22 protein-coding genes are annotated in these 22918 nt (G+C 73.3%); 5 read left to right on the top strand and 17 right to left on the bottom strand.

The window, feature by feature from the left end:
• Window positions 1–191: 191 nt before the first annotated feature.
• From IE277_RS37720 to dmpI, 10 genes are all read right to left on the bottom strand, one after another.
• Window positions 192–1004 (bottom strand): SDR family NAD(P)-dependent oxidoreductase, encoded by an 813-nt coding sequence (locus IE277_RS37720; RefSeq protein WP_229882254.1) that lies wholly within the window; start codon window positions 1002–1004, stop codon window positions 192–194.
• Window position 1005: 1 nt separating this feature from the next.
• On the bottom strand, window positions 1006–1173 hold the full coding sequence (locus tag IE277_RS37715; protein ID WP_189958247.1) for a hypothetical protein: 168 nt from the start codon (window positions 1171–1173) through the stop codon (window positions 1006–1008).
• On the bottom strand, window positions 1163–2173 hold the full coding sequence (locus IE277_RS37710) for an AfsA-related hotdog domain-containing protein (RefSeq protein WP_189958246.1): 1011 nt from the start codon (window positions 2171–2173) through the stop codon (window positions 1163–1165). Before IE277_RS37710 ends, IE277_RS37715 begins: the two co-directional genes overlap by 11 nt.
• Window positions 2174–2218: 45 nt before the next feature.
• Window positions 2219–2893: an HAD-IA family hydrolase gene (locus IE277_RS37705; protein ID WP_189958245.1), complete on the bottom strand. Its 675-nt coding sequence runs from the start codon at window positions 2891–2893 to the stop codon at window positions 2219–2221.
• Between the two features lie 60 nt (window positions 2894–2953).
• Window positions 2954–3931, bottom strand: coding sequence for a ketoacyl-ACP synthase III (locus IE277_RS37700; RefSeq protein ID WP_189958244.1), 978 nt, complete (start codon window positions 3929–3931; stop codon window positions 2954–2956).
• Between the two features lie 82 nt (window positions 3932–4013).
• The gene (locus tag IE277_RS47995) at window positions 4014–5846 is read right to left on the bottom strand and encodes a CoA-transferase (protein ID WP_229882253.1); all 1833 of its coding nucleotides are present in this window, start codon (window positions 5844–5846) and stop codon (window positions 4014–4016) included.
• Window positions 5843–7087 carry a beta-ketoacyl-[acyl-carrier-protein] synthase family protein gene (locus IE277_RS37690; protein WP_229882252.1) on the bottom strand — a complete coding sequence of 415 codons (1245 nt, stop codon included), beginning with the start codon at window positions 7085–7087 and terminating at the stop codon, window positions 5843–5845. The genes IE277_RS47995 and IE277_RS37690 overlap by 4 nt, the downstream gene beginning before the upstream one ends.
• Before the next feature lie 279 nt (window positions 7088–7366).
• Window positions 7367–8584, bottom strand: a complete 1218-nt coding sequence (locus IE277_RS37685; protein ID WP_189958242.1) for an acyl-CoA dehydrogenase family protein — start codon at window positions 8582–8584, stop codon at window positions 7367–7369.
• A gap of 81 nt (window positions 8585–8665) precedes the next feature.
• The gene (locus IE277_RS37680) at window positions 8666–9706 is read right to left on the bottom strand and encodes a phosphotransferase family protein (protein ID WP_189958241.1); all 1041 of its coding nucleotides are present in this window, start codon (window positions 9704–9706) and stop codon (window positions 8666–8668) included.
• Between the two features lie 124 nt (window positions 9707–9830).
• Window positions 9831–10013 (bottom strand): 4-oxalocrotonate tautomerase DmpI, encoded by a 183-nt coding sequence (gene dmpI / locus IE277_RS37675; protein WP_189958240.1) that lies wholly within the window; start codon window positions 10011–10013, stop codon window positions 9831–9833.
• Between the two features lie 299 nt (window positions 10014–10312).
• Between dmpI and fabG the strand changes: the two genes are divergently transcribed.
• Both fabG and IE277_RS37665 read left to right on the top strand, forming a co-directional pair.
• Complete coding sequence (gene fabG / locus IE277_RS37670) at window positions 10313–11083, top strand: 3-oxoacyl-ACP reductase FabG (RefSeq protein WP_189958239.1); 771 nt, start codon at window positions 10313–10315, stop codon at window positions 11081–11083.
• A gap of 17 nt (window positions 11084–11100) precedes the next feature.
• The gene (locus IE277_RS37665; protein ID WP_189958238.1) at window positions 11101–11562 is read left to right on the top strand and encodes a MaoC family dehydratase; all 462 of its coding nucleotides are present in this window, start codon (window positions 11101–11103) and stop codon (window positions 11560–11562) included.
• On the opposite strand, the gene IE277_RS37660 is transcribed toward IE277_RS37665, so the two are convergent.
• From IE277_RS37660 to IE277_RS37640, 5 genes are all read right to left on the bottom strand, one after another.
• On the bottom strand, window positions 11550–11834 hold the full coding sequence (locus tag IE277_RS37660) for a hypothetical protein (protein ID WP_189958237.1): 285 nt from the start codon (window positions 11832–11834) through the stop codon (window positions 11550–11552). The two genes, IE277_RS37665 and IE277_RS37660, sit on opposite strands and share 13 nt — an antisense overlap.
• Complete coding sequence (locus tag IE277_RS37655) at window positions 11824–13410, bottom strand: FAD-dependent oxidoreductase (protein ID WP_189958236.1); 1587 nt, start codon at window positions 13408–13410, stop codon at window positions 11824–11826. The genes IE277_RS37660 and IE277_RS37655 overlap by 11 nt, the downstream gene beginning before the upstream one ends.
• Window positions 13407–14654: a hypothetical protein gene (locus tag IE277_RS37650; RefSeq protein WP_189958235.1), complete on the bottom strand. Its 1248-nt coding sequence runs from the start codon at window positions 14652–14654 to the stop codon at window positions 13407–13409. The genes IE277_RS37655 and IE277_RS37650 overlap by 4 nt, the downstream gene beginning before the upstream one ends.
• A gap of 103 nt (window positions 14655–14757) precedes the next feature.
• Entirely contained in the window at window positions 14758–15531 is a 774-nt protein-coding gene (locus IE277_RS37645; protein WP_189958234.1) for an SDR family oxidoreductase, read from the bottom strand.
• A 254-nt stretch (window positions 15532–15785) separates the two neighbouring features.
• Complete coding sequence (locus IE277_RS37640; protein WP_189958233.1) at window positions 15786–16448, bottom strand: response regulator; 663 nt, start codon at window positions 16446–16448, stop codon at window positions 15786–15788.
• Between the two features lie 446 nt (window positions 16449–16894).
• Here IE277_RS37640 and IE277_RS37635 point away from each other — a divergent pair, with 446 nt between their 5' ends.
• From IE277_RS37635 to IE277_RS37625, 3 genes are read left to right on the top strand one after another with little or no spacing between them, the layout of a single operon-like run.
• Window positions 16895–18439, top strand: coding sequence for an acyl-CoA carboxylase subunit beta (locus tag IE277_RS37635; RefSeq protein ID WP_189958274.1), 1545 nt, complete (start codon window positions 16895–16897; stop codon window positions 18437–18439).
• On the top strand, window positions 18436–18675 hold the full coding sequence (locus IE277_RS37630; RefSeq protein WP_189958232.1) for an acyl-CoA carboxylase epsilon subunit: 240 nt from the start codon (window positions 18436–18438) through the stop codon (window positions 18673–18675). Before IE277_RS37635 ends, IE277_RS37630 begins: the two co-directional genes overlap by 4 nt.
• 14 nt (window positions 18676–18689) lie before the next feature.
• On the top strand, window positions 18690–19487 hold the full coding sequence (locus IE277_RS37625) for a helix-turn-helix transcriptional regulator (RefSeq protein WP_189958231.1): 798 nt from the start codon (window positions 18690–18692) through the stop codon (window positions 19485–19487).
• Window positions 19488–19507: 20 nt separating this feature from the next.
• On the opposite strand, the gene IE277_RS37620 is transcribed toward IE277_RS37625, so the two are convergent.
• Window positions 19508–20920: a nitrosuccinate lyase gene (locus tag IE277_RS37620; RefSeq protein ID WP_189958230.1), complete on the bottom strand. Its 1413-nt coding sequence runs from the start codon at window positions 20918–20920 to the stop codon at window positions 19508–19510.
• Window positions 20917–22887 (bottom strand): FAD/NAD(P)-binding protein, encoded by a 1971-nt coding sequence (locus tag IE277_RS37615; protein WP_189958229.1) that lies wholly within the window; start codon window positions 22885–22887, stop codon window positions 20917–20919. The genes IE277_RS37620 and IE277_RS37615 overlap by 4 nt, the downstream gene beginning before the upstream one ends.
• Window positions 22888–22918 lie beyond the last annotated feature (31 nt).

The following is a 22918-nucleotide window of genomic DNA, read 5'->3' as shown; positions in this document are numbered from 1 at the left end:
ACAAGTAGTCCTTCCCGAAAGACATTTCGTGTTTCCTCGCGTTTCCGTGGCCGCGCCGGAAGCCGGTTGACCGGACTGTACGGAGCGGGCCGGCCGTCGCACGATCCGCGACGGAGGAGTCGTCGATGCCACCTTCGGCCCGCGGCGATGTGTCCGTCGGAGCGGGCACATGTGCCCCGCGCGGCCGTTCCTCACAGCGCCAGATAGCCGCCGTCGACCGGGATCGCGGTGCCGGTGACGTACGAACCGGCGTCCGAGGCGAGCAGCAGCAGCGCACCGTTCAGCTCGTCGAGCTGCCCCGCGCGCCGCATCGGGGTGCGGCGTTCCACCCAGGCGCGGCCCTTGTCGGTGCCGAGCATCGACTCGGTCATCTCCGACCAGAACCACCCCGGGCACACGGCGTTCACCCGCACCCCCCGCGCACCCCACTCGGCGGCCAGCTCCCGCGTCAGATTGACCACGCCGCCCTTGCTCGCCGCGTACGCGGCCTGGGGAAGGCTGCCGCTGGCCACGATCCCGTAGATGGAGGCGATGTTGACGATGGAGCCGCGGCCGCGTTCCAGCATCCCGGTGCCCACCGCGGTGCTCAGCGCGAACACCGCGGTCAGGTTGACCGACAGGATCGACTGGAAGGACTCCACCGTCTGCTGCTCGGCCGGCACCGTCTCCGAGAGGCCGGCGTTGTTGATCAGTACGTCGACGGGCCCCAGCTCCTGTGTCACCGTGCGCACCAGCCGCTCCCGGTCCTCGGCGAGCGTCACATCGCAGGGCACGGCCAGCGAACCGGGCAGTTCGTCGGCGAGTTCCTTCAGCGGCGCCTCGCGCCGGGCGGCCAGGGCGACCCGCGCCCCCGCCGCCGTCAGCAACTGCGCCACATGCTTGCCGATGCCGCTGGAGGCGCCGGTGACCACGGCCACCTTGCCGTCCAGCCGGAACAGGTCGAGCGGGTCGGACATCGAGCGGGCGAGCGGAGCGGGCGTCGCCGCGGTGGTCGGGACAGCCATGTCAGAACACCTCCACGGTCGCGGCGGACCAGGTGACCCCGGCGCCGGCGCTGAGCAGGACGAGTGGGCCACCGGAACGCACGTCGTCCCGGTCGAGCAGATCGGCGAGACGGGCCGGCGAGCCCTCGCCGTACGCGACGCCGTGGTCGCCGGGGGCGTCACACCGCATCGTCGCCTCCCGAGGCGAGGGCGCTGCCGAGACGGACCCGCATCCGGGCCACGGCCGCGCCGTCCTGCTCGAAGGACACCTCGGTCCACTGACCCTCGCTGACCGGGTTCGGCATCAGGCGGGTGACCACGGCGATCGGCGAGTCCAGCTCGGCGAAGCGCAGATACTCGGCGCTGACGTAGTCCAGGTGGAACGAGGACGGGGACAGGCCCTGGTGGTCGGCGGCCAGCAGCAGCGACGCCTGACGGGCGGCCTCCATCATCACCGGGCCCGGCACATGGTCCTGGGCGTGGTCGAACATGCTCGGGTGGGCCGCCGGTACCCGCAGCTCCGTGACCAGGGCGCCGTCCTCGGTGCGGGCGTCCTGCACGACGACGTTCTCGGCGCGTTCGCGGCCCACCAGCCACACCGGCGGAAGAGCTCCGGCACCGGTGGCCGGCAGCGTGTCCGACATGGGCGGCGGGGTGGTGCGGTGGCTGTGGCGCAGCTTCTCGTACACATCGTTGGGGCGCTGCGCGGTGTCGACGGTGATCACGCCGGTCTCCCGGCCGTCGACCAGGACGCGCACCCGGTGCACCACGCGGGAGGTGGCGCCCTCGTACTTCTTCTCCAGGAGCACACCGCCGAGCAGGGTCAGGTCGAGTGCGCCGGAGCGGCGCAGCGGCTCCGGGTCGGTGATCTCCAGGGACGCGGTGGCGGTGATGGACTTGGTGTCCGGGCCCGCGTCGTGCTGCAGATGCATCGCGCACAGCAGCATCTGGCGTACGGCCTCGAACACGGCGAGCGGGTCGTGCATCGCGACGCGTGTCGTGTGGTCGCTGTAGTAGAAGTGCCGCGGCGGCAGCTGGGCGGCGGCGTGGAACGTGAGCTCGTCGACGGACCGGAAGTCGGTGAGGAACACCTCGGCGAGCGCGGAACGGTGCACCAGGCGCCGTGCGAGGGTGCGCTGGGTGGTCAGGTCGGTCTCGGGGGCGGCGGGGCGCAGCGGCAGAACGGTCATGGCGGGAACTCCAGTCGGGGTGGCGGGGCGGGTGGGGGAGGCGGGTCAGACCAGGGCGGGGGCCGGGGAGGTGGCGTCGAGCAGGTGGGAGACCTGGCGGGCGGCCTGTTCGGCGTCGTGGAAGTGCACGGCCTGCCAGCCGGCCTCCATGGCGCCGACGACGTTCTTCTCCAGGTCGTCGACGAGGACGCACTGGTGGGGGGCGAGCCCGGCGCGGGCGGCGGCCAGCCGGAATATCTCCGGGTCGGGCTTGCGGCAGTCGACCTCGAAGGAGCAGATGATGTCGTCGAAGTGGCTGTCGTCGATCATGAAGCGGCGGTGCCTGACCCACGACGGCGGCAGGTTGGAGAGCATCCCGACGAACGCGCCGCGGGCGCGGAAGGCGTCGAGGGCCTCGACCCAGACGGCGTTGGCGGGCCGGCCCGCGAACCAGCGGTCGCCGAAGTTCTCCAGGTCCGCGACGATGCCGAAGGTGCCGCCGAGGACGTCCTCCAGCTCGTTCGACCAGGTCGCCTCGTCGATCAGCGGGATGTCGATGGCGCCCATGGAGTCGGTGCCGTACTTCTCACCGACGATCCGCATGGACTCCTTGAGCGACCACAGCGGGACACCGACACGGTCGGCGAATTCATTGAAGGTGACGCTGACCGGCGGGGTGAGCACCCCGCCGAAGTCGGTCCAGACGGCCAGCGGGGCGGACGGGTTGGCGGTGGCGGTCATGACGGTCTCCTCGCGAACATGGCTGGGATGAAGGGACGTACGGGACAAGGGAGTCGGGGCTCACAGGCGGTACAGGAGCCCGCCGTAGTACCAGCCGGAGCCGACCGCGGTGGACAGCACCAGATCGCCGGAGTTGAGGACACCGCTCTCGGTGAACTCCGACAGCGCGATCGGGATGGAGGCGCAGCCGGTGTTGCCGCGGGTGGCGAAGTTGGTGAGGAACTTGGCGGGGTCCAGGTCGAGTCCGTCGCGTACGCCGGCGTGGATGGCGTTGTTGCCGGGGTGCGGCACCAGCCAGTCGATGTCGGAGGTCTTCAGCTCGTTGCGGCTCAGGACGTTGTCGGCGACGCGCAGGCTGGAACGGACGGCCAGGTCGATCAGTTCGGGCTTCGGGCGCAGGAAGCCCTCCGGCGGGCGGGCGGCGACGGTGTCGGCCTCGGTGGAGTCGCAGTCCAGGACCGAGTCGAGCAGCCCGCTCGGGTCGTCGGGGTCGCCCTTCTCCAGGACGACCGCGCCGGCCGCGTCGCCGAAGACGAGCTGGCCGCGGGTGCCGGGCCGGGCACGGCGCGTGAACCGGTCCGCGGCGACCACCACGGCACGCTGCCAGCCCGGATGCGCGCTCAGCATCGACGCGGCGGTCTGCACGCCGTGCACGAAGCCGGTGCAGGCGCCGCACACGTCGAACGCGAGGGCCTTGTCGGCGCCCAGCTGGTGGGCGACGCCCGGGGCTATCTCCGGGATCCACTGCCGGTCGGTCCAGTTCGCGAGGATCACCAGGTCCGCCTCGCCGGCCTCGCGGCCCGCGTTCGCCAGGGCGGCCTCGGCGGCGCGCACCGCCATGAACTCCAGCGTCTCGTCCTCGTCGGCGACGTGCAGACTGCGCACGCCCAGCTCGGCGGCGGCCTCCGGGCCGTAGGTGCGGCCACTGATGGTGACCTCGGTGTCGTGGCGGCGCTGGTGCCGGGGGAAGTAGTGGCCGAGGCCGGCGAACTTCAGGCCGGAACCGGTCCAGGTACGGCCTTCGGTACGGGTGCGCATGGTCGTGCTCCTTGGAAGATGAGGGGGTGGAAGCAGAGGGGTGGAAGAAGAGCGGGCGATGTGCGGTGCGGGGCGGTGGTGTTCAGCGGTAGCGGCCGTCGGGGTCGAGGGCGCGCAGCAGCGTCAACTCCTCCTCGGTGACCGGCTTTTCGGCGCTCACCCCCGCGACGTCGGGCTGCCAGGAGGTGCGCTCGGCGACGGCCTGCGCGGCGCGCCGCTCCAGGGCCTCGGCGGTGTCCGCCAGCGGGGCGTCGTCGTCGGGGCCGAGCCAGGTGGCCAGCCGGAACCCGCCCTCGGGGGCCAGCCGCGTGAAGCGGCCGAAGTCGGAGACGACCTCGCGCACCCGGCCGCCGGGACTGGTGCGGTAGCCGACCCGCTCGACATAGCGGCGACGCGAGGACGGGGCGATGACGACGCAGTCGGTGCTGGAGGCGATGTCGTTGGCGCCGCCGGAGCCGGTCAGCCAGCGGCCGTCGGCGCCCCGCGAGGTGTTGATGGTGCCGGTCGGGTCGATCTCCGCCGCCGCCAGCACCCCCAGGGCGCGCGGGTTGGCGGCGACCATCCCGCCGAGGATCTCGGGGATACCGGCGAGCATCTCGCTGCGCGGCGCGTGCAGCAGGCTGAACAGGTACACGTCGCCGGGTTCCGGTGTGAAGCCGTACATGCCCAGCTCCGCGACGACCTTGACGTCGTGGCCGCCCGAGCGCAGCAGCTCGGCGGCGAGCCATGCCGCCATGTGCGAGGTGCCGATTCCGGCGAGCAGCGTGTCGTAGCCATGGCGGCGGACCTGGTCGGCGACGGCGCGCGCGCCGAGCACGATCAGCCGCTCCTGCCGGGTGGCGGGCACCGGCACGGGCTGCGGCACGGGCCGCGGTGCCGGGGGCGCTGCCGACTCCTTTCCCACGGTGTGCACGGAGGCCTGTTCACGGGCCGACCGTTCGGCGGCCGCCACGTCGAGCCAGAGCCGGGTCTCCTCCTCGTAGCCGTCGTCGGGACCGGTGCCCGGCTCGGTGAGCGCGCGACGGCGCCGCGCGCCGAGCTTGCGGACGTAGTCCTCGTGGCTGGGGCAGCCGGCGACCCACTCCCGGTACCAGTCCCGGCCGCGCTCCTCGCCGTGGCAGGAGGCGACGATCTCCTCCAGGAAGTCGTAGTCGTCGAGGTAGCCGGCCACCCCGGCCAGGCCGTCGGTGCGCAGCGACTGCGGGTGCGCGCCCAGCGGTGCCTCGGTGAGGCCGAGCACCCGCTGGCCCGGGATGACGACCCGGTCGGCGATCTTCGCCAGCTCCGCGCGGGAGACGATGCGTTCGACGGAGGCGATCACCCCGCGGCGGGCCGCGTACGCCGACCAGGCGCCCTCGCCGAGCGGCGGGACCAGGGCGATGTTGCCGTCCTCGTCGGCCACCGCGCCGTGCACCAGCGCCACGTCCGGGCGCAGCGGTTCGAGCAGCAGCACCTCGCGCTCGGGGTCGGCCGGGTCGGGCACCCGGTGCAGCACGCCCGGCTTGTCCTCGGCGAGATCCGTGCCGGCGAGCGAGGCGGTGACCGCGTACGGGGCGCCCTGCGCGCCGGCGATCAGCCGCTGCACATAGGCGAGCAGTGACCAGGCCTCGAAGGTGAACGGCTCACCGTCGTGCAGAGAGGCGTAGAGCGGATTGGGGCGCGGTGACGGATAGGTGTCCCCGGCGAAACCCGCGATGACCTTGTCGGCGACCCCGGACAGCGCCAGGGCGTGCGCCGAGGAGTGCACCGCGGTCGTCGACACCGTCAGATGACCGTCGGCGCCGAACACCCGGCACAGCGCGTACGTCAGGGCGTTGGGCCGCGACGGGGTGCCCGCCAGGTGGACGTGGTCACCGGGGCGGACCAGGGCCCGCACCAGCTCGTCGACGTCCGCGGCGATCAGCGGGCGGCTCATGACGGCGCTCCCACCGCGACGACGGCGGTCTGGCTGCCGAAGGCGAACGACATCGACACGGCGAGGTCGATCTCGGCGGGCCGGGCGCCCTCGAAGACATGGTCGTGGTCGCACTCGGGGTCGGGCTGGGTGAAGTTGATGGTCGGGGCGATGGTCCGGTGGTGGACCATCAGGCTGGTGGCCGCCACGTTGATGACGCCGGCCAGGCCGAACGTGTGGCCGTAGATCGGCTTGTTGGAGCTGAGCGGCGGCAGCTGCCCCACCGTCCGCTCCGGGTACAGGGCGCGCAGCGCGCGGGACTCGGCGATGTCGTTGTAGCGGGTGGCGGTGCCGTGGGCGCAGAAGTAGTCGACGTCATCGGCGGAGCGGCCGGCCTCGTTGAGCGCGTCCTCGATGACGGAGGCGGTCACCTTGCCGGTCAGATCCATGGTGGTGGGGTGCGCGGCCTCGTTGAGCGAGGCGGCCGAGAGGATCTCGGAGTAGACGCGGGCGCCGCGGGCCTTCGCGACCGACTCGCGCTCCAGGCACAGCACGACCGATCCCTCGCCGAGCGCGAAGCCCTCCCGGCAGTTGCTGTACGGGCGTACGGCGCGGCTCGGGTCGTCGCGCTCGGAGGAGAGGACGCCGTGGCCCATCGCCCGGTAGCAGGAGGCGACTTCGGGCACGATCGGGAACTCGTGGCCGCCGACCAGCATCGCGTCGGCCGCGCCGGAGCGCAGCTCGCGCAGCGCCAGCTGGATGGCCTGGTGGCCGCCGACACAGGCGTTGGAGACGGTGGTGACCAGGCCCTGGGCGCCGTTGTAGATCGCGGACAGGGTGGCCGGGCAGCCCGGCAGACCGCGGAACATGGCGCCCTTGTCGCCGAACGCGTCCGGGTCGGCTCCGGTCAGCACGTCGCGCCACCAGGAGAAGGGGCCGCGCGAGGACGACATGACGATGCCGAGCCGGCGCGGGTCGAGATCGCCGGGCACGAGCCCCGCGTCCCGGCGGGCCTCGGCCACCGCGGACATCGTGATGAGGATCTCGCGGGAGTACTTGGCCGCGTGCGCGTCGGTGAGCTCCGGCAGGAACGGGTGGTGGTCGAAGCCGGAGATCTCCGCCGCCGCGTACACCGGCAGGCCGGCCTGCTCGCCGTCGAACCGGGTCAGCCGGCCGACCTGGGAGCGGCCACCGGAGATATTGGACCAGAACTGGTCGACCGTCAGGGTATTGGGAAGGACCACGCCTATTCCGGTGACCACGACGCGTTCATTGTCCGAGGCCTGGAATGGCGAATCCGAATCCGCGGAGTGTATCCGCCTGAATTCACTGTTCGTCATGCAGAAAACATTAGGCGGGAGTTGGCTCGATTCCATGGGCCGCCGGGTACCGACTAACCCGGTACCCGGTACCGCCGGTACCGGGTCGCATTCCCGCACAGCAAAAAAACCGCCCCGCTCGCGAAAGGCGAGCGGGGCGGCGGGAGCCGGCGGGAGCCGACGGGATCCGGTGAGATCCGGAAGGTGCTGAGGGCGCCGGGGTCAGCCGGCCGGTGCGTAGCGGCGCAGTTCGCGGCGGGCCAGCGAGGCGCGGTGGACCTCGTCGGGGCCGTCGGCCAGGCGCAGGGTGCGCGCGTGGGCCCACAGCTCGGCCAGCGGGAAGTCCTGTGAGACACCGCCGCCGCCGTGCGCCTGGATGGCCTTGTCGATGACCCACTCGGCCATCGCCGGCACCGCGATCTTGATCGCCTGGATCTCGGTGTGGGCGCCCTTGTTGCCCACGGTGTCCATCAGATACGCGGTCTTCAGCACCAGCAGCCGCGCCTGCTCGATGCGCACCCGTGCCTCGGCGATCCACTCGCGCACCACGCCCTGCTCGGCCAGCGGCCGCCCGAACGCGACCCGTTCGCTGACCCGCTCGCACATCAGGTCGAAGGCGCGCTCGGCCATGCCGATCAGCCGCATGCAGTGGTGGATGCGGCCCGGTCCGAGCCGGGCCTGGGCGATCGCGAAGCCCTCGCCCTCGCCCTTGACGATGTGCGAGGCCGGCACCCGGACGTCGTCGAAGGCGACGACGCCGTGGCCGCCGTGCGGGCCGTCGGTGTAGCCGAAGACATGGACCCCGCGCTCGACCGTGACACCCGGGGTGTCGCGCGGTACGAGGATCATGGACTGCTGGCGGTGGCGCGGCCCGTCCGGGTCGGTCTTGCCCATCACGATGAGCAGTTCGCACTCGGGGGCGAGCGCGCCGGACGACCACCACTTGCGGCCGTTGATCACGTACTCGTCGCCGTCGCGCTCGATCCGCGTGGCGATGTTGGCCGCGTCGGACGACGCGACGTCCGGCTCGGTCATACAGAACGCCGACCGTATCGAGCCGTCCAGCAGCGGCTTGAGCCAGCGTTCCTGCTGCTCGGGCGTGCCGAACAGGGCGAGGACCTCCATGTTGCCGGTGTCGGGCGCGGCGCAGTTGACCGCCTCCGGCGCGATGAACGGGCTGCGGCCGGTGATCTCCGCCAGCGGCGCGTACTGCAGGTTCGTCAGCCCCGCCCCGAACCGGTCGTCGGGCAGGAACAGATTCCACAGCCCCTGCCGCCTGGCCTCGTCCTTGAGCTGTTCGAGGACCGGTGGCCGCCCCCACGGGTGCCCCTCGGCGTGCTGGGCGTGGAAGACCGGCTCGGCCGGGATCACATGCTCGTCGAGGAAGGCGCGCAGCTTCGTGCGCAGCTCTTCGGTGCGTGCGTCGTACGCGAAGTCCATGTGTGTGTCCGTTTCGGGCGAGACAGGGGAGGTCGGGGGAGGGGCGGGGGGCCGGGGGCAGACCACGTGTCTGACTGTGTGTCAGACCGCCGTGTCCAGGGCCTCGTGGCCGCGGGTCACCAGGAGCGGGACCGCCGCGGCCAGGTCGGCGCTCTCCTCGCCGACGGTCAGTCCGCGCACGGTGCGGCAGTGGATGCCCTCCAGGATCGCGGCGAGCTTGTAGAAGCCGAACGCCGTGTACCAGCCGAGGTGTTCGAGGCCGTCGGGGTGGTGCGCCGCGTAACGCTCCACGAGCGTCTCGCGCCCCGGCCAGCCCGGCAGCACCCCGGGGGAGGCGACGGGCGCCCGGTCCACCCCGGCGAAGCCGTCCCAGTACATGCAGAGCATGCCGAGGTCGGCCAGCGGGTCGCCGAGCGTGGCCATCTCCCAGTCGAGCACCGCGGTGACGCGGCCCGGGTCGGCGCGGTCCAGCAGTACGTTGTCGAGCTTGTAGTCGCCGTGCACCAGGCCGGTGCGCGCGGAGGCCGGACAGCTCGCCGCGAGACGGTCGTTGAGGGCGTCGGCGCCGGCGACGTCGCGGGTGCGCGAGTCCTCCCACTGCCGGCGCCAGCGGCGCACCTGCCGGGCCATGAACCCCTCGGGGCGGCCGAAGTCCCCGAGGCCCCCCCGCGTCGGATCGACGGCGTGCAGACGGGCCAGGGTGTCGACGAGCGCATGGGTGGCGCGCCGGGCCGACGTGGGACCGAGCGGTGCGAGTTCCGCGTCGCTGCGGTAGGTGGTGCCGTCGGTGAACCCCATGACGTAGAAGGGGGCACCGAGAACGTCCGGGTCGTTGCAGAGTCCGTACACGGGCGGCACCGGGACGTCGCTGCCCGCGAGGGCGGACAGCACCCGGTACTCGCGGGCCATGTCGTGGGCGGTGGCGAGCACATGGCCGAGCGGCGGACGGCGCAGCACCAGGGTGCGCGAGCCCCACACGATCCGGTAGGTCAGATTGGAGCGCCCGCCGGTCAGCGGCCGCACCTCGGTGAGCGGGCCGGCGCCGGGCAGCCGGCGGTCCAGCCAGTCCGAGAGCCGGTCGGTGTCCACACCGGGGGGTGCCTCGGGCAGCGTCGTGGTCATCTCGTCAGCTCTCCCACAGCTCGGCCAGGATTCCGGCACGGCTAACTCCTTCGGCTACGGCATGCGTCGGTGCCGGGCGTCGCGGGGGGAGGACGGCGCCCGGCACCGAGGCAGGGAGGGGAAATCAGCTGTCGGCGGTGAGCTTGCCGGCGGCGCCCCAGCTGTCGGCCGGGACCTCGGTGAACCACACCTGGACCGTCTCCGCCGGAATGTTGTACGACTCGACGAACGAGTCGGTGATGCGGGTGACGAGGTCCCGCTTCAGCTCGATGTCGCGGGGGCCCTGCAGCACGGTGACAACCGGCATTTCATCCTCCAGGTGGAATGTGCTCGAATTGCATTTTGATGACGGGCTCCGCCTTTTCGCTGTTCGCTCGGCGGTGCGGCCTCGGCATGACCAGAACGTTAGGAGGTCGCCGGGAGCCGGGAAAAGGGAAATGTCACCGACGTGCCCCCGCGTGTTCCTTACGGAACACCGGTACGGCGCGCGGGACCGTATCCCGCCTACCTTGTGCCTCATCGAAGCCAACTGAAGCCAACCGAAGCCCACAGACGTCCACAGACGTCCACAGACGTCCATCGACGCCCGCGAAAGGCAGACCAGAGATGACCGACTCCGCCGACGCCCCGCAGCGCACCGCCATAGTGACGGGCGCCGCCCGAGGAATCGGCGCGGCCACCGCCGGGCGGCTCGCCGCCGACGGATACGCGGTGGCCGTGCTCGACCTGGACGCGGCGGCCGGCGCCGACACCGTCGCGGCGATCGAGAAGGCCGGCGGGCGGGCGCTCGCCGTCGGCGCCGACGTCAGCGACGAGGCGCAGGTCACGGCGGCCGTCGACGAGGTCGCCGAGCGGCTCGGCGCACCCACCGTGCTGGTCAACAACGCGGGCGTACTCCGCGACAACCTGCTGTTCAAGATGACCGCCGCCGACTGGGACACCGTCATGGGCGTGCATCTGCGCGGCGCGTTCCTGATGTCCCGCGCCGTGCAGAAGCACATGGTCGACGCCGGCTTCGGCCGCATCGTCAACCTGTCCTCGTCCTCCGCGCTCGGCAACCGCGGTCAGGCCAACTACGCCACCGCCAAGGCCGGTCTGCAGGGCCTGACCAAGACCCTCGCCATCGAGCTCGGCCGCTTCGGTGTGACCGTGAACGCGGTGGCGCCCGGCTTCATCGCCACCGACATGACCGCCGCGACCGCCGAACGCATGGGCATCACCTTCGAGCAGTTCCGGCAGGACTGCGCCGCGCAGATCCCCGTACGCCGGGTGGGCACGCCGCAGGACGTCGCCGACGCGGTGTCGTACCTGGCCGGCGCGGGCTCGGGTTTCGTCTCCGGGCAGGTCCTGTACGTCGCCGGCGGACCGCTCAACTGAGACAGGGAGCACCTGACATGACCGACGTACGCGTCTTCTCCTCCTCCGACGAGCTCCTCGCCGGTGTCGGCGAGGAGCTCGGCCCCACCGACTGGCTCACCGTCGACCAGGACCGCATCGACCTGTTCGCCCGCGCCACCGGCGACCACCAGTGGATCCACACCGACCCCGAGCGGGCCGCCGCGGGTCCCTTCGGCACCACCATCGCGCACGGCTATCTGACGCTGTCGCTGCTGCCCGTGCTCGTGCCGCGCGCCATGCGCGTCGAGGGCGCGACGATGGGCGTCAACTACGGCGTGAACAAGGTACGTTTCCCCGCCCCGGTGCCGTCCGGCTCACGGGTCCGTGCTCGCGTCCGCATCGCCGACGCCACGTACGTCGGCGACGCGATCCAGGTCACCACCGCGGTCACCGTGGAACGCGAGGGCACCGACAAGCCGGTCTGCGCCGCCGAGTCGGTGAGCCGCTACTTCTTCTGACCTCCGCCCACCATCTGTCTCCGCCCCGCCGGGATCCCCACCCGGCGGGGCGAACTGTTGTGCGCGAACGGCCTGTTGGCGCATGGACGACACATACGACGGGTACGCCGAGGGGCCGGATGCAACCCCGCACCCGGCCCCTCGTCGTACCCGTCGTACCCGTCGTACCCGTCGTACCCGTCGTACCCGTCGTACGTGTCGTACCCGTCGTACGTGTCGTACCCGTCGTACGTGTCGTACGTGTCGGACTCGTCGTACCCGCTACCCGGCACCCACCGGCACCGCCCGCCGCGCACACACCCGCCAGGCCAGAACCCCCTGCTCCAGCCGCACCCCGTACCCCACGAACTCCCGCCGGGCCTCGGGGAAGTCGGAGCGGACGTGCGCGCCCCGCGACTCCTCGCGGCGCAGCGCCGCCTCCACGATCGCGCGCGAGGCCAGCAGCAGATGACGTACGTCGAGATACGCGGCGATCTGCGCGGCCGCGCCCGGGCCCGGGGTCACGCCGACATGGCGTAGCCGCTGCTCCAGGACGCCCAGGTGGCCGAGCATCTGGGTCAGCCCCTCGGCGTCCCGCACCGGCCCTGCCTTCAGATACATGCCGGTGCGCAGCTCCCGCAGGATCGCCTCGGCAGAGTCGGGCCCGCGGCCCGCGAACCGGAACCCGCCGGTGGGGCGCGGACCGCCCACCGTGGGCGCGGTGGCGTGCTCGGCGGCGGCGTGGCGGCCGGCGATGCGGCCCGAGGCGGCCGCCGCGGCCGGACCGTCGGCGCCCTCGCGGGCGGCGCCGTGGATTCCGCCGGCGCTGTCGCCCGCCGCGTACAGGCCGGGCACGCCGGTCGCGCCCCGGGCGTCGGTGCGCAGGCCGCCGAGCAGCGCCCGTGCGCGCGGGCGCACCGGCAGCGCGGTGTCCCGCGCAGGGTCGAACCCGGCCTGCACCAGACGTGCACAGGCCGCGGGCCGCAGCTCGGCCAGGTCGCGGGCGGCGCCGCCCGGTTCGAGGCGGACGGAGCCGTCGTCGAAGCCGCGGCCCGCGAGGATCCGGGCGTGCACGGCGCGGGCGAGCTCGGCACGCGAGGCCCCTCGCCCGCCCTCGGCGACGCACTCGCCGAGGACGTCGACGAGGCGGCTGCCCGGCAGGGTCAGCAGTTCCGTGACGGGGCTGCCGTCCCGGGCGATCACATCGGTGACCAGGCCCGCCGGGTCGAAGTCGACGAACTCCATGCCGATCGCCTCCGCACCGGCCGAGAGGCCGAGCGCGAGACCGTCGCACACCGCCTCCGCCGACGCGGACGGCGCGTACATCGCGGCGCCGCCCCCGTCGGCGAGGACGACGGCGTCCGCGTCGAACTCGACGGTCTCCAGCGTCCGTGTGTTCAGCGCGGCAAGCCCCCGCACCCGGCCCTCGGCGTCGAGCAGCACCTCGGTGGCGCGCAGCCCCGGCAGCGTGCGGACCGCTCCGCTCGCCGTGGGCATCGTGAGCCGGTCCGCGAGCGCGGCCCGCAGCCGGCCGCTCAGCCATTCCTCCAGCGCGTCCGGGTCCCGGGGCGCGGCGCCTGCCCGCGGCGTCCGCGCGGCAGACCCGAACTGGGCGGCGAGCCGGCCGGCGCTGCGGCACACCCGCTTCACCAGGGCCGGATCGCCCGCGTGCTCGCCGGCCGCGAGGATCTCCTCGCCCCGGCCCGCGAACTCATCGAGGACTTCGGCCAGTTGGGCGGCGTCGACGCTGTCGGACCCGGCCGGCAGCGGTTCCTTGGCGACCACGGTGACATCGGCACCGGCGGCCGCGGCCGACAGGGCGGCGGCGAGGCCCGCGACACCGGCCCCCACGACGACGACGGTGCTCATGAGATCTCCAGGGCGTCTTCGATGCGGCGCGTGCAGTCCAGCAGGGTCTGCCGCGTCTGGTCGTAGGTGGGCGTGGCGCAGATGACATGGCCGAGGAAGTCGTCCTCGTGGGTGATGTCCCGGGTGACCCGGTCGCCGAGCCGCTTGGTGAACGACACCTCGCGCAGATACGGGTCGTGCTCGTCGAGGAGCCGGGACACCCTCGGGTACGGCGCCGCCGACAGCACCCCGTCGCGCGGCGCGCGGACACGGCGGATGCCCGCCACCGCACGCTGGTCGAACACGCCGAACGCGGGCGTGCCCTCGCAGGCGTACTGGAGCCACTGCTCCCACGGGTCGAGGTCGGGGAAGGCGAGCGAGGCCAGCTGCCAGCCGCCGAGCCGGTCCGGGCGCAGCGCGGGCGCGAGCACACTCGTCGACCCGTCGGGCAGCCGCAGCACATCGGCGTGGAAGACGCTGCCGTCGAAACCGCACACCTCGGCCGCCGTGAACCCGGTGTGCAGCAGCCGCGCCTCGGCCTGCGCGTCCAGCGGCGCCGGCACGATCTGCTGCCGCACCAGCCGGCCGGACCCGTCGAGGAGTTCCTGCTCGGTGACCCAGGCGAAGCCGGCCACGTGGTCGACGCCGTAGAAGCGGGCACCGGCGGGGAACTCCTCGGCGATCACCGTGGTCCCGGGCCGCGGCGCCGGCCGGGAGAGCGCACCGCGCATGGTGCCGGCCGCGCCCGCCCGCACCCCGGCGCCGCCTCCGGTCACCACCGGGCGCAGCCGCGCCTCGGCGGGCGCCACGGCGTCCCGGAAGGCCTGCGCCTCCGGCTCGTCGCGGACCTCGCGGGCGGCCGGGGCGCGCAGGAACGCGGGCCGCGCGGGCAGTTCCGCCTCGGCGCGCCGGTACGTGGACCCGCACACCGCCGCGGTGGCCCGCACCGGGTCGGCGGCGGGCAGTTCGAGACGGTCCGCGATCATCGTGGCGAGGGCGACGCCCGTGTCGCAGTGCGGCAGGACGCCGGTGATGTTCAGACCGCGGCGGCGGGCGAACGCGAGCACCGAGGCCAGCGTCGTCGCGCTGGGCTCCAGGTCGCTCTCCACGCAGTGCCGTACGGCGCCGCGGTCCTCGTGGCCGAGCTGCTCCTTGCACAGGATCAGCTCGGCGTCGTGGAGTTCACGGGCGTGCGTCTGCAGCCGGCGCAGTTCGCCGGCGCGGGTGCGGGCGTCGCCGATGACGAGAAAGGCCGCGGTGGTCATGTCCGCTCCCCGGCGGCCGTCGGGACGGTGGGCGAGGGTTCGGGGCGGGCCACCAGCTGCCACACGAGGCGGCGCAGGCGGTGCCGGGCCCTGCGCGCCGCCATCAGATGCCTCCGCCGGTGGCGATCAGACCGCCGTCCACGGTGACCGTCTGACCGGTCACCCACGACGCGTCCTCGGAGGCCAGATAGGCGACGGCCGCCGCGATGTCCTCGGGCGTGCCGAGCCGGCCGAGCGCGTAGTCGGCGGCTATCTCCGTCTCCCGCTCCTCGTACAGCTTGGCGGCGAACCGGGTCCGTACGACCGCCGGCGCCACCGCGTTGACCCGGATCCGCGGGCCGATCTCCTGGGCGAGCTGCTGGGTGAGGTGGATGACGGCGGCCTTGCTCGCGCCGTACGCGCCGATGCCCGTGGCGGGCCGCTGCCCGGCCACGGCCGTCATGTTCACCACGGACCCGCCGTGCTCGCCCATCCAGGCGCGCCGCGCCTGGCGCAGCCAGCCGAGCCCGGCGATCACATTGACGTCGAACAGCTTGCGCAGCGCGCTGTCGGGCTGGTCGAGGACATCGCCGAACACCGGGTTGATCCCGGTGTTGTTGACCAGGACGTCGAGCCGGCCGAACGCCTCGACCGCCGCGTGCACGGCCGCCGCCTGGTGCTCGGGATCGTCGGTCTTCCCGGCGACGGCGATGGCGTGCCGCTCGCCGCCGAGCAGGGCGACCGCCTCGGCCAGCGGCTCGGGCGAGCGGGCGGTCAGACACACCTGGGCGCCTTCGGCGACGAGCCGCTCGGCCACAGCGAGTCCGATGCCCCGGCTCGCCCCGGTGACGAGGGCGACGCGGCCCCGGAAGCGGGGGGCGGGAACTGGTGCGCTCACGGTGCTGGTACCTCCATGGTTCACGGGACGGATCGGGCGCGACGCGGAAAGCGAACAACGCGAACAACGCGGCCAAGGGAAGACAAGGGAAGACAGGGGAACAGGGGCCGTCCGTGCGGGGGATGGTGACGGACGGCCCCTGTCGCTGAAAATGCTAGGCAGCGGTCATGGGCGAAGAAATTCCTCTTCGGTGCCGCTCGATGCCTCTTATGGGACATGCGGCCCGCGCCGGTGTGCGGGTCAGCCGACGCGGGTCAGCCGACGCGGGCCAGCGGGGCGCGGGAGATCAGCAGATCCTTTCTGCTGGCCACGCCGATTTTCTGCAGAACACTGCTCACATGGTTTTTGACGGTCTGCCGGGCGAGATGGAGCTCGCCCGCTATCTCGTCATTCGAGTAACGGCCGAGCAGCAGCCCGAGCACCTGTTGCTCGCGGGCGGTGAGCCCCGGAATGCGGGATGTGGTGTTGTCGCGGGCGGCACCCGGGCCGTGTTCGCGCAGATACCACACCGGCCGCCCGGCCGCGAGGGTGTCCACGGCCTGCAACAGCCGCTCGGGACTGGCCGTGCGGTGCACGAAACCATCGGCGCCGCTGGCCAGGGCGGCGGCCACCACCGCGGGGTCGTCGGCCCCCGTGAAGATCAGCACCGTGGGCGGGTCCGGCAGCCGTTTGGCCTGGCGGCACAGGGCGAGTCCGGCGCCGCGGCGCTCCAGATCCACATCGCTGATCACCACGTCGGCACGCAGCCGGCGCAGCAGTTCCAGCGCCGCCCGCTGGTCGCCGGCCTGCTCGGCCACATCCACGGCATCGGAGTGCCGGATCAGCGAGGCCACCGCCTGCCGGGACACCGGGAACGGGTCGGCCACCACGGCGGTGCGGTGCCGGGACAGGCCCGGGCCCCGGTCAGCTTCTGCCATTGCCCAGTTCTTTCTCATTGCTCGCTTCGTACCTCCGGACGAGAAAGGGAAAAGGGGTCGCCGCCTCCTTCCTGCGGGGGGTGGTCAGAACGTAGCGACCCGGCGGGCCGACGGCCACGAAAAGTGTTCCGGCCGGTCTCTCCCATTCCCCTTAGGACCGTGCCGATTTCCGTCCGGGATATACGGATGCCGCTACCGGGGGGCGTCGCAGGAAACACGCCGATGTCACCAAAGGCGGCGGCCGTTCTCCCTGCGGGGAACAGCACTGTCCGCCCCCGCGAAGAGCTGCTTAGCGTGGCCGGACCGCTGTGCGTCCTGACGCCGAGGAGGAGTTCCCGATGACGACCGTTCCGCAGGCCGGCCCGCCGGTGCCCGTGCGGACCGCTGAGACGGCCCCCGCCGACACCGAGGAGCTGGAGTCCCTGGTCGCCCGGACCAGCGCGTCCATGCACGAGCGCCTGGACGAACTCGCCGGCGTCCGCCGGCTCGTGACGGACGGCGCGGACGCCGCCGCCACCGAACGCCAGCATGCCCGCGGCAAGCTCACCGTCCGTGAACGCCTCGAACTCCTCCTGGACAAGGGATCGTTCACCGAGGTGGAGGGCATGCGACGGCACCGCGCCACGGGCTTCGGACTGGAGGCGAAGCGGCCGTACGGCGACGGCGTCGTCACCGGCTGGGGCACCGTCGACGGCCGGCAGGTCTTCGTCTACGGCCACGACTTCCGCGTCTTCGGCGGCGCCCTCGGCGAGGCCCACGCCCAGAAGATCCACAAGATCATGGACATGGCCGAGGCGGCAGGCGCCCCGCTCGTCGCACTCAGCGACGGCGCGGGCGCCCGCATCCAGGAAGGCGTCACCGCGCTCGCCGGCTACGGCGGCATCTTCACCCGCAACGTCCGCATGTCCGGCGTCGTCCCGCAGATCAGCGTGATCCTCGGGCCGTGCGCGGGCGGCGCCGCCTACTCGCCGGCGCTGACCGACTTCGTGTTCATGGTCCGCGGCACCGCGCAGATGTACATCACCGGGCCCGACGTCGTACAGGCGGTCACCGGCGAGAAGGTCAGCCACGACGAACTCGGCGGCGCCGACGTCCACTCGGCGCGCTCGGGTGTCTCCACCTTCCTCCACGACGACGAGGAGTCCTGCCTGGCCGACGTACGCCATCTGCTGTCGCTGCTGCCCGCCAACAACCGGGAACTGCCCCCGCAGGAGCCGACCGACGACCCCGCGGACCGCGCCAACGACGTCCTGGTCAACCTGGTGCCCGCCGACCCGCACCAGGCCTACGACATGCGCCGCGTCATCGAGGAGATCGTCGACGACGGCGACTGGTTCGAGCTGCACGAACGCTGGGCGCCCAATCTGCTCGTCGGCCTCGCCCGCCTCGGCGGCCAGACCGTGGGCATCGTCGCCAACCAGCCGATGGCCGGCGCCGGCGCCCTCGACATCGCCGCCTCCGAGAAGGGCGCGCGGTTCGTGCAGTTCTGCGACTCCTTCAACATCCCCCTGGTCACCCTCGTCGACGTGCCCGGCTTCCTGCCCGGCACCGACCAGGAGCACGACGGCATCATCCGCCGCGGCGCCAAACTCCTGTACGCGTACTGCGACGCCAGCGTCCCCCGCGTCCAGGTCATCCTGCGCAAGGCGTACGGCGGCGCGTACATCGTGATGGACTCCCGCTCCATCGGCTGCGACCTGTCCTACGCCTGGCCCACCAACGAGATCGCCGTCATGGGCGCCGAAGGCGCCGCGGGCGTGGTCTTCCGCAAGGAGATCGCCGCGTCCGACAACCCCGAGCACACCCGTGCCCGGCTGGTCGCCGCGTACAAGGACCAGCTGATGCACCCCTACTACGCGGCCGAACGCGGCCTCGTCGACGACGTCATCGACCCGCGCGACACCCGGCAGGCCCTCATCCGCGGCCTGCGCATGCTGCGCGCCAAGCACGCCCGGCTGCCCGAGCGCAAGCACGGGAACCAGCCCGTATGAACGGCCCCGAAGAACAGAGACACGTCGTCCGCGTCGTCCGCGGCAGCGCCGACGCCGACGAACTCGCCGCCGTCGTGGCGGTGCTGCACGCCCTCGCCGCCCGCGACTCGGCTGCCCGCGACTCGGCCGCCGCCGACGGCCCGCCCGCCCCGCGGCCCCGCGCCGCCTGGAGCCACCACAGCAGACGCCCCACCGCGCGCACCTGGCGTGCCGGCCCGCCGGGTGCGCGTGCCTGACCGAGGAGACAGGGATGAGCGCATCGCGACTTGAGCACACCCGGGGCCACGCCCGCCCCGTGGCCGACGCCCACCGCACTCCGGTCGGCGTCGACCGTGACGTGCTGCGCCGCCACGCGGACCAACTCGCCGAACTGGCGGGAATGCTCCGTGAACTCGATGTCCCCGACACCGTGGTGCACCGGGGCGGCGCCGAACCGGTCGCCGCCCAGATCGTCCACCGCGCCCTGCACCACACCGTGCTCGCCCAGGTCACCGTCTCCGCGGCGGCGGGCGGCGACCAGCCCGCGCTGCTGGCGCGCCTTAACGCCGAACTGCTGCTGCGCGAGGGCGACGTACGCCTGCTGTTCCCCTCCCGGCTGCTCGGCGACGAGGACGCCATGGAGCGGCTGCGCGAACTGGCCGGCCAGGGCGCCCAGATCCGGCTGTCCCCCTCCGAGCTGCCCACCACGGCGGTGTACGACAGCACGGTCGCCCTGGTGCCCGCGGCCCGCTCCGCCCATGTCTCCGTGGTCCGCGACAGCGGCCACGCGCAGACGCTGAGCACCCTGCACACCGCCGTGTGGAACCAGGCCGCCGACCTGTCCGCCTACAGCTCCGACCGGCTGCTGTGGGCCGAGGAGGGCACCGCCGCCCGCGTGCTGCTCGCCCTCGGCCGCGGCCACACCGACGCCCGGGCCGCCCGCGAACTGGGTCTGTCCGTGCGCACCTACCGGCGCCATGTCGCCGACCTGATGTCCCGCCTGAGCGCCTCCTCCCGCTTCCAGGCCGGGGTACGCGCGGCCCAGGCGGGCCTCATCGACCCGCCGTGACCTGCGCGTGGCCGACGGCGTCAGCGCGCCAGCGACCGGTCGACGAGGGCGGCCGCGGCCCCGGTGTAGGCCGCCGGGTCCAGCAGGTGCGCGAGGCGCTCCGCGGTGAACCCGGCGGCCGTGATCCGCTCGTCGGCCGACAGGACCGACACCAGCGGCCGGCCGCTCTCGCGCGCCCGCGTCGCCGCCTCGGTGAGGACCGCGCGTGCCGTCGCCTTGCCCAGCGCACCGGCCAGATGCGCGGTGAGGCGTTCGGTGACCAGGGCGCCGTCGGTCAGCTCCAGGTTGGCGCGCATCCGCCGCGGGTCGGGGCGCAGCCCCTCGGCGAGTTCGACGGCGCAGCGGGCGGCCCCGCCCACCAGCCGCAACGCCTCGCGCAGCGGCTGCCACTCGGCGTGCCAGGCGCCCGCCGACCGCTCGTCCTCCGACACGAGGGCCTGCGTCAGCCCGGCCGCGAGATGCGGGACCTGGAGCGCCGCGCTGCGGATCAGCGTCGCCAGGACCGGGTTGGCCTTGTGCGGCATCGCCGAGGACACACCCCGCCCGGCCGGGGTGGGCTCGGCCGCCTCGCCGGTCTCGGTACGGGCGAGCAGCTGTACGTCCACGGCGAACTTGCCGAGCGCGCCGGCCGCGAAGCCCAGCGCCGCCCCGAGGTCGGCGACCGGTGTGCGCAGCGCGTGCCACGGCAGGCCGGGCACCGCGAGCCCGGTCTCGTCCGCGAACGCCTCCACCAGCTCCCGCACATACCCCTCGACGTCACTCATCCGCGCGTCGACGGCGGCGTACTCCAGATAGCCGGCCAGCGTGCCGGCGGCGCCGCCGAGTGCGACCGGCAACCCGTGTTCCACGACCCGCGCGAGCCGGGCACGGGCGTCGAGCACCAGATGGCGCCACCCGGCCGCCTTCAGGCCGAACGTCGTCGGCACCGCCTGCAGCGCCAGCGTCCGCCCGGCGAGGGGGGTGTCCCGGTGCTCGGCGGCCAGCCGCCCCAACGCCCCCGCACAGGCGTCCAGTTCGTCCAGTACGAGCAGCAGCGCGCGCCGCGCCACCAGCATCGCCCCGGTGTCGAACACGTCCTGGCTGGTCGAGCCGCGGTGCACATACTCGGCGGCGGACGCATCCCGCCGCGCCACCAGCGCGGTGAACGCCGACACCAGCGCCACCACCGGGTTCGCGGTCTCCCGCGCGGCCAGCGCGATCGCCCGCACATCCAGCAGCTCCGCGCGGGCGAGCCCCGTGATGGTGCGCGCCGCCTCCGTCGGCACCGTGCCGAGGCGGGCCTGTGCCCGGGCCAGCGCGGCCTCCGCGTCGAGCATCGCCTGCAGCCACGCCACGTCCCCGACGGCCGCCTCCACCGCGCCACCCGCCCGCACCGGCGACAGCAGCCCGAGGTCTGCCGCCGCGAACACCCCGGAGTCCATGGTCACGTTCATGCCGCCGCCTCCATCGGCACCTCGTCCACGGAGCCCACCGCGTCCGCCCGGCCGACGGCCAGCGCCGCCCGCGCGATGGCGTCGGAGTCGCCCAGCGTCACCGAGTCGACGCCGGGCCGGATGCCGGCGGCCGTCACCCAGTGCACCGCCTCTGTCGGCACCCCGTACGCGAACCGCCGCGGATGTGCCGCGCCGCGCGCGTCCAGCACCCGGTAGGGGCGGGGTGTCACCGCGAGCCCGCCGGTCTCGTACGCGCCCGACGGCGACGGCACCTGGTGCAGCCGCGCCTGCCCGGTGGCCAACAGCCGGTGCAGCAGCGGGTCGGCGGTACGGCGCAGATCCGGCTCCGGCAGCCGCGCCTCGATGAGCGTCCGGGCCCGCACCGCGGGCCCCGGCACCGCGTCCGACCAGGCCACGAACGCCGGTTCACCACCCTGCGTGTCCAGCTCCACGCGCAACCCCGGGCCGAGCACCTCCAGAACGCCCGCCTCGATCAGCGCCCGCATCTCCTCGATACGGGACGCGGGCGGGCCGATCGACAGGAACGCGTTGAGCGGGGTGTACCAGCCGTCCAGGTCGTCGCGGTGCGAGGCGCCGTCCAGACCGCGGTGGTCGACCGCGAGTCGTATCTCGTTGCGCAGATCGCGCAGCACGTCCAGCGCCGCCTTGACCGGCCCGTCGACATTGCCCTGCCGCGCCGCGCGCAGATCCGCCGCCAGATACGCCAGCAGCCAGGACCGGAACGCGTCCCGGTCGGCGAGGGAACACCCGGCGTACGGGCGGGCGACGCGCTCCCAGTCCCACCGGTCGCCCTCGGCGACGCCGTACCGGTCCAGGACCTCGGCCTCCTGCCGCGGGCCCTGCGCCGCCAGATACGCGTCGACGGCGGCGGCCCGCTCACCGGCCCGGCCGCGCTCGGCCAGCAGCGCACCGTAGTAGACGCTCTCCACCTCCTTCGCGATCAGCGGCCACAGCTGCCGCCGGAAGTCCAGGCCGGCCCCGCCCGCCTCCTTGCGCAGCCGCTCGGCGACCTGCTCGGTCAGCACCCGCGGCACATGCCGGCCGTACGCCCCCTTCTGGTTCTCGCCGCGCGCCGCGTACGGCACGCCCCGCCGCGAACCCGCGTACAGCCGCGGCTCCTCGCCCGAGGGGTGGTACACCAGCGTGCCCGCCGCGGTGCGGGCGAAGCGTCCGCCACGGCCGCACGTCAGCAGCGCCATGTGGTCGAAGAAATTCAGGCCCAGACCGCGCAGCACCACCGCCTGCCCGGCCCCGACGCCGGACAGGTCGACGTCCGCCGGGTTCGCGGGCCGCACATAGCGCAGCCCGTGCCGGGCCGCCTTCCGCGCCGTCTCGCTCTCCCGCCGCGACGGACGCAGCGGCACATGCCCCTGCGCGCTGACCACCGCGTCCAGACCGTCCAGGACGGTGCCGTCCTCCAGCTGTACGCGCTGCGCGCCGCCCGGCAGCGCGGCATCGTCCAGGGCCACCGCCCGGCAGCCGTGCACCCGCACCGTGACGTGCCGTGGCGCGCCGGCGACGACGCGGGCGAACACCTCCTGCAGATAGCGCCCGTACAGCGCCCGCGTCGGATAGCTGTCAGGGCCCAGCCGTGCCGCCTCGCCCCGCACCCGCTCCTCGCCGGCGTCCGCGCTCTTCGGGCCCCGGCCGAACGCGACGGCCCACTCATAAAGGCTCGGGCCCGGCTGGATGGGCCCGGCGACATCGACGCTGTCGTCGGTGTACACCGTCACCTGGGACGCCACCGTGTTCATCAGCAGCTGCCGCGACTGGCCGGTGCGCCACACCCGGCCGGCGCCCGGCGGATGCGGGTCGACGACGTGCACGGTCACCGCCGTGTGCCGGGGCGCGGCACGCTCGTTGGCGCAGAGCCGTTCGAGCACGGACAGTCCGCGCGGCCCGGCACCGATGATGCACAGCTGGACCTCGCTGGCGGCGAGCGCCATGGAAACCTCCGGGAGAAAAAGGGGGGAAGGG

Origin of the sequence: Streptomyces alanosinicus (assembly GCF_014650595.1) — a bacterium.
In the GTDB taxonomy this organism is placed as follows: domain Bacteria; phylum Actinomycetota; class Actinomycetes; order Streptomycetales; family Streptomycetaceae; genus Streptomyces; species Streptomyces alanosinicus.
The sequence above is the reverse complement of the archived record's forward strand: the minus strand, read 5'-3'. Positions and strand labels throughout refer to the sequence as shown.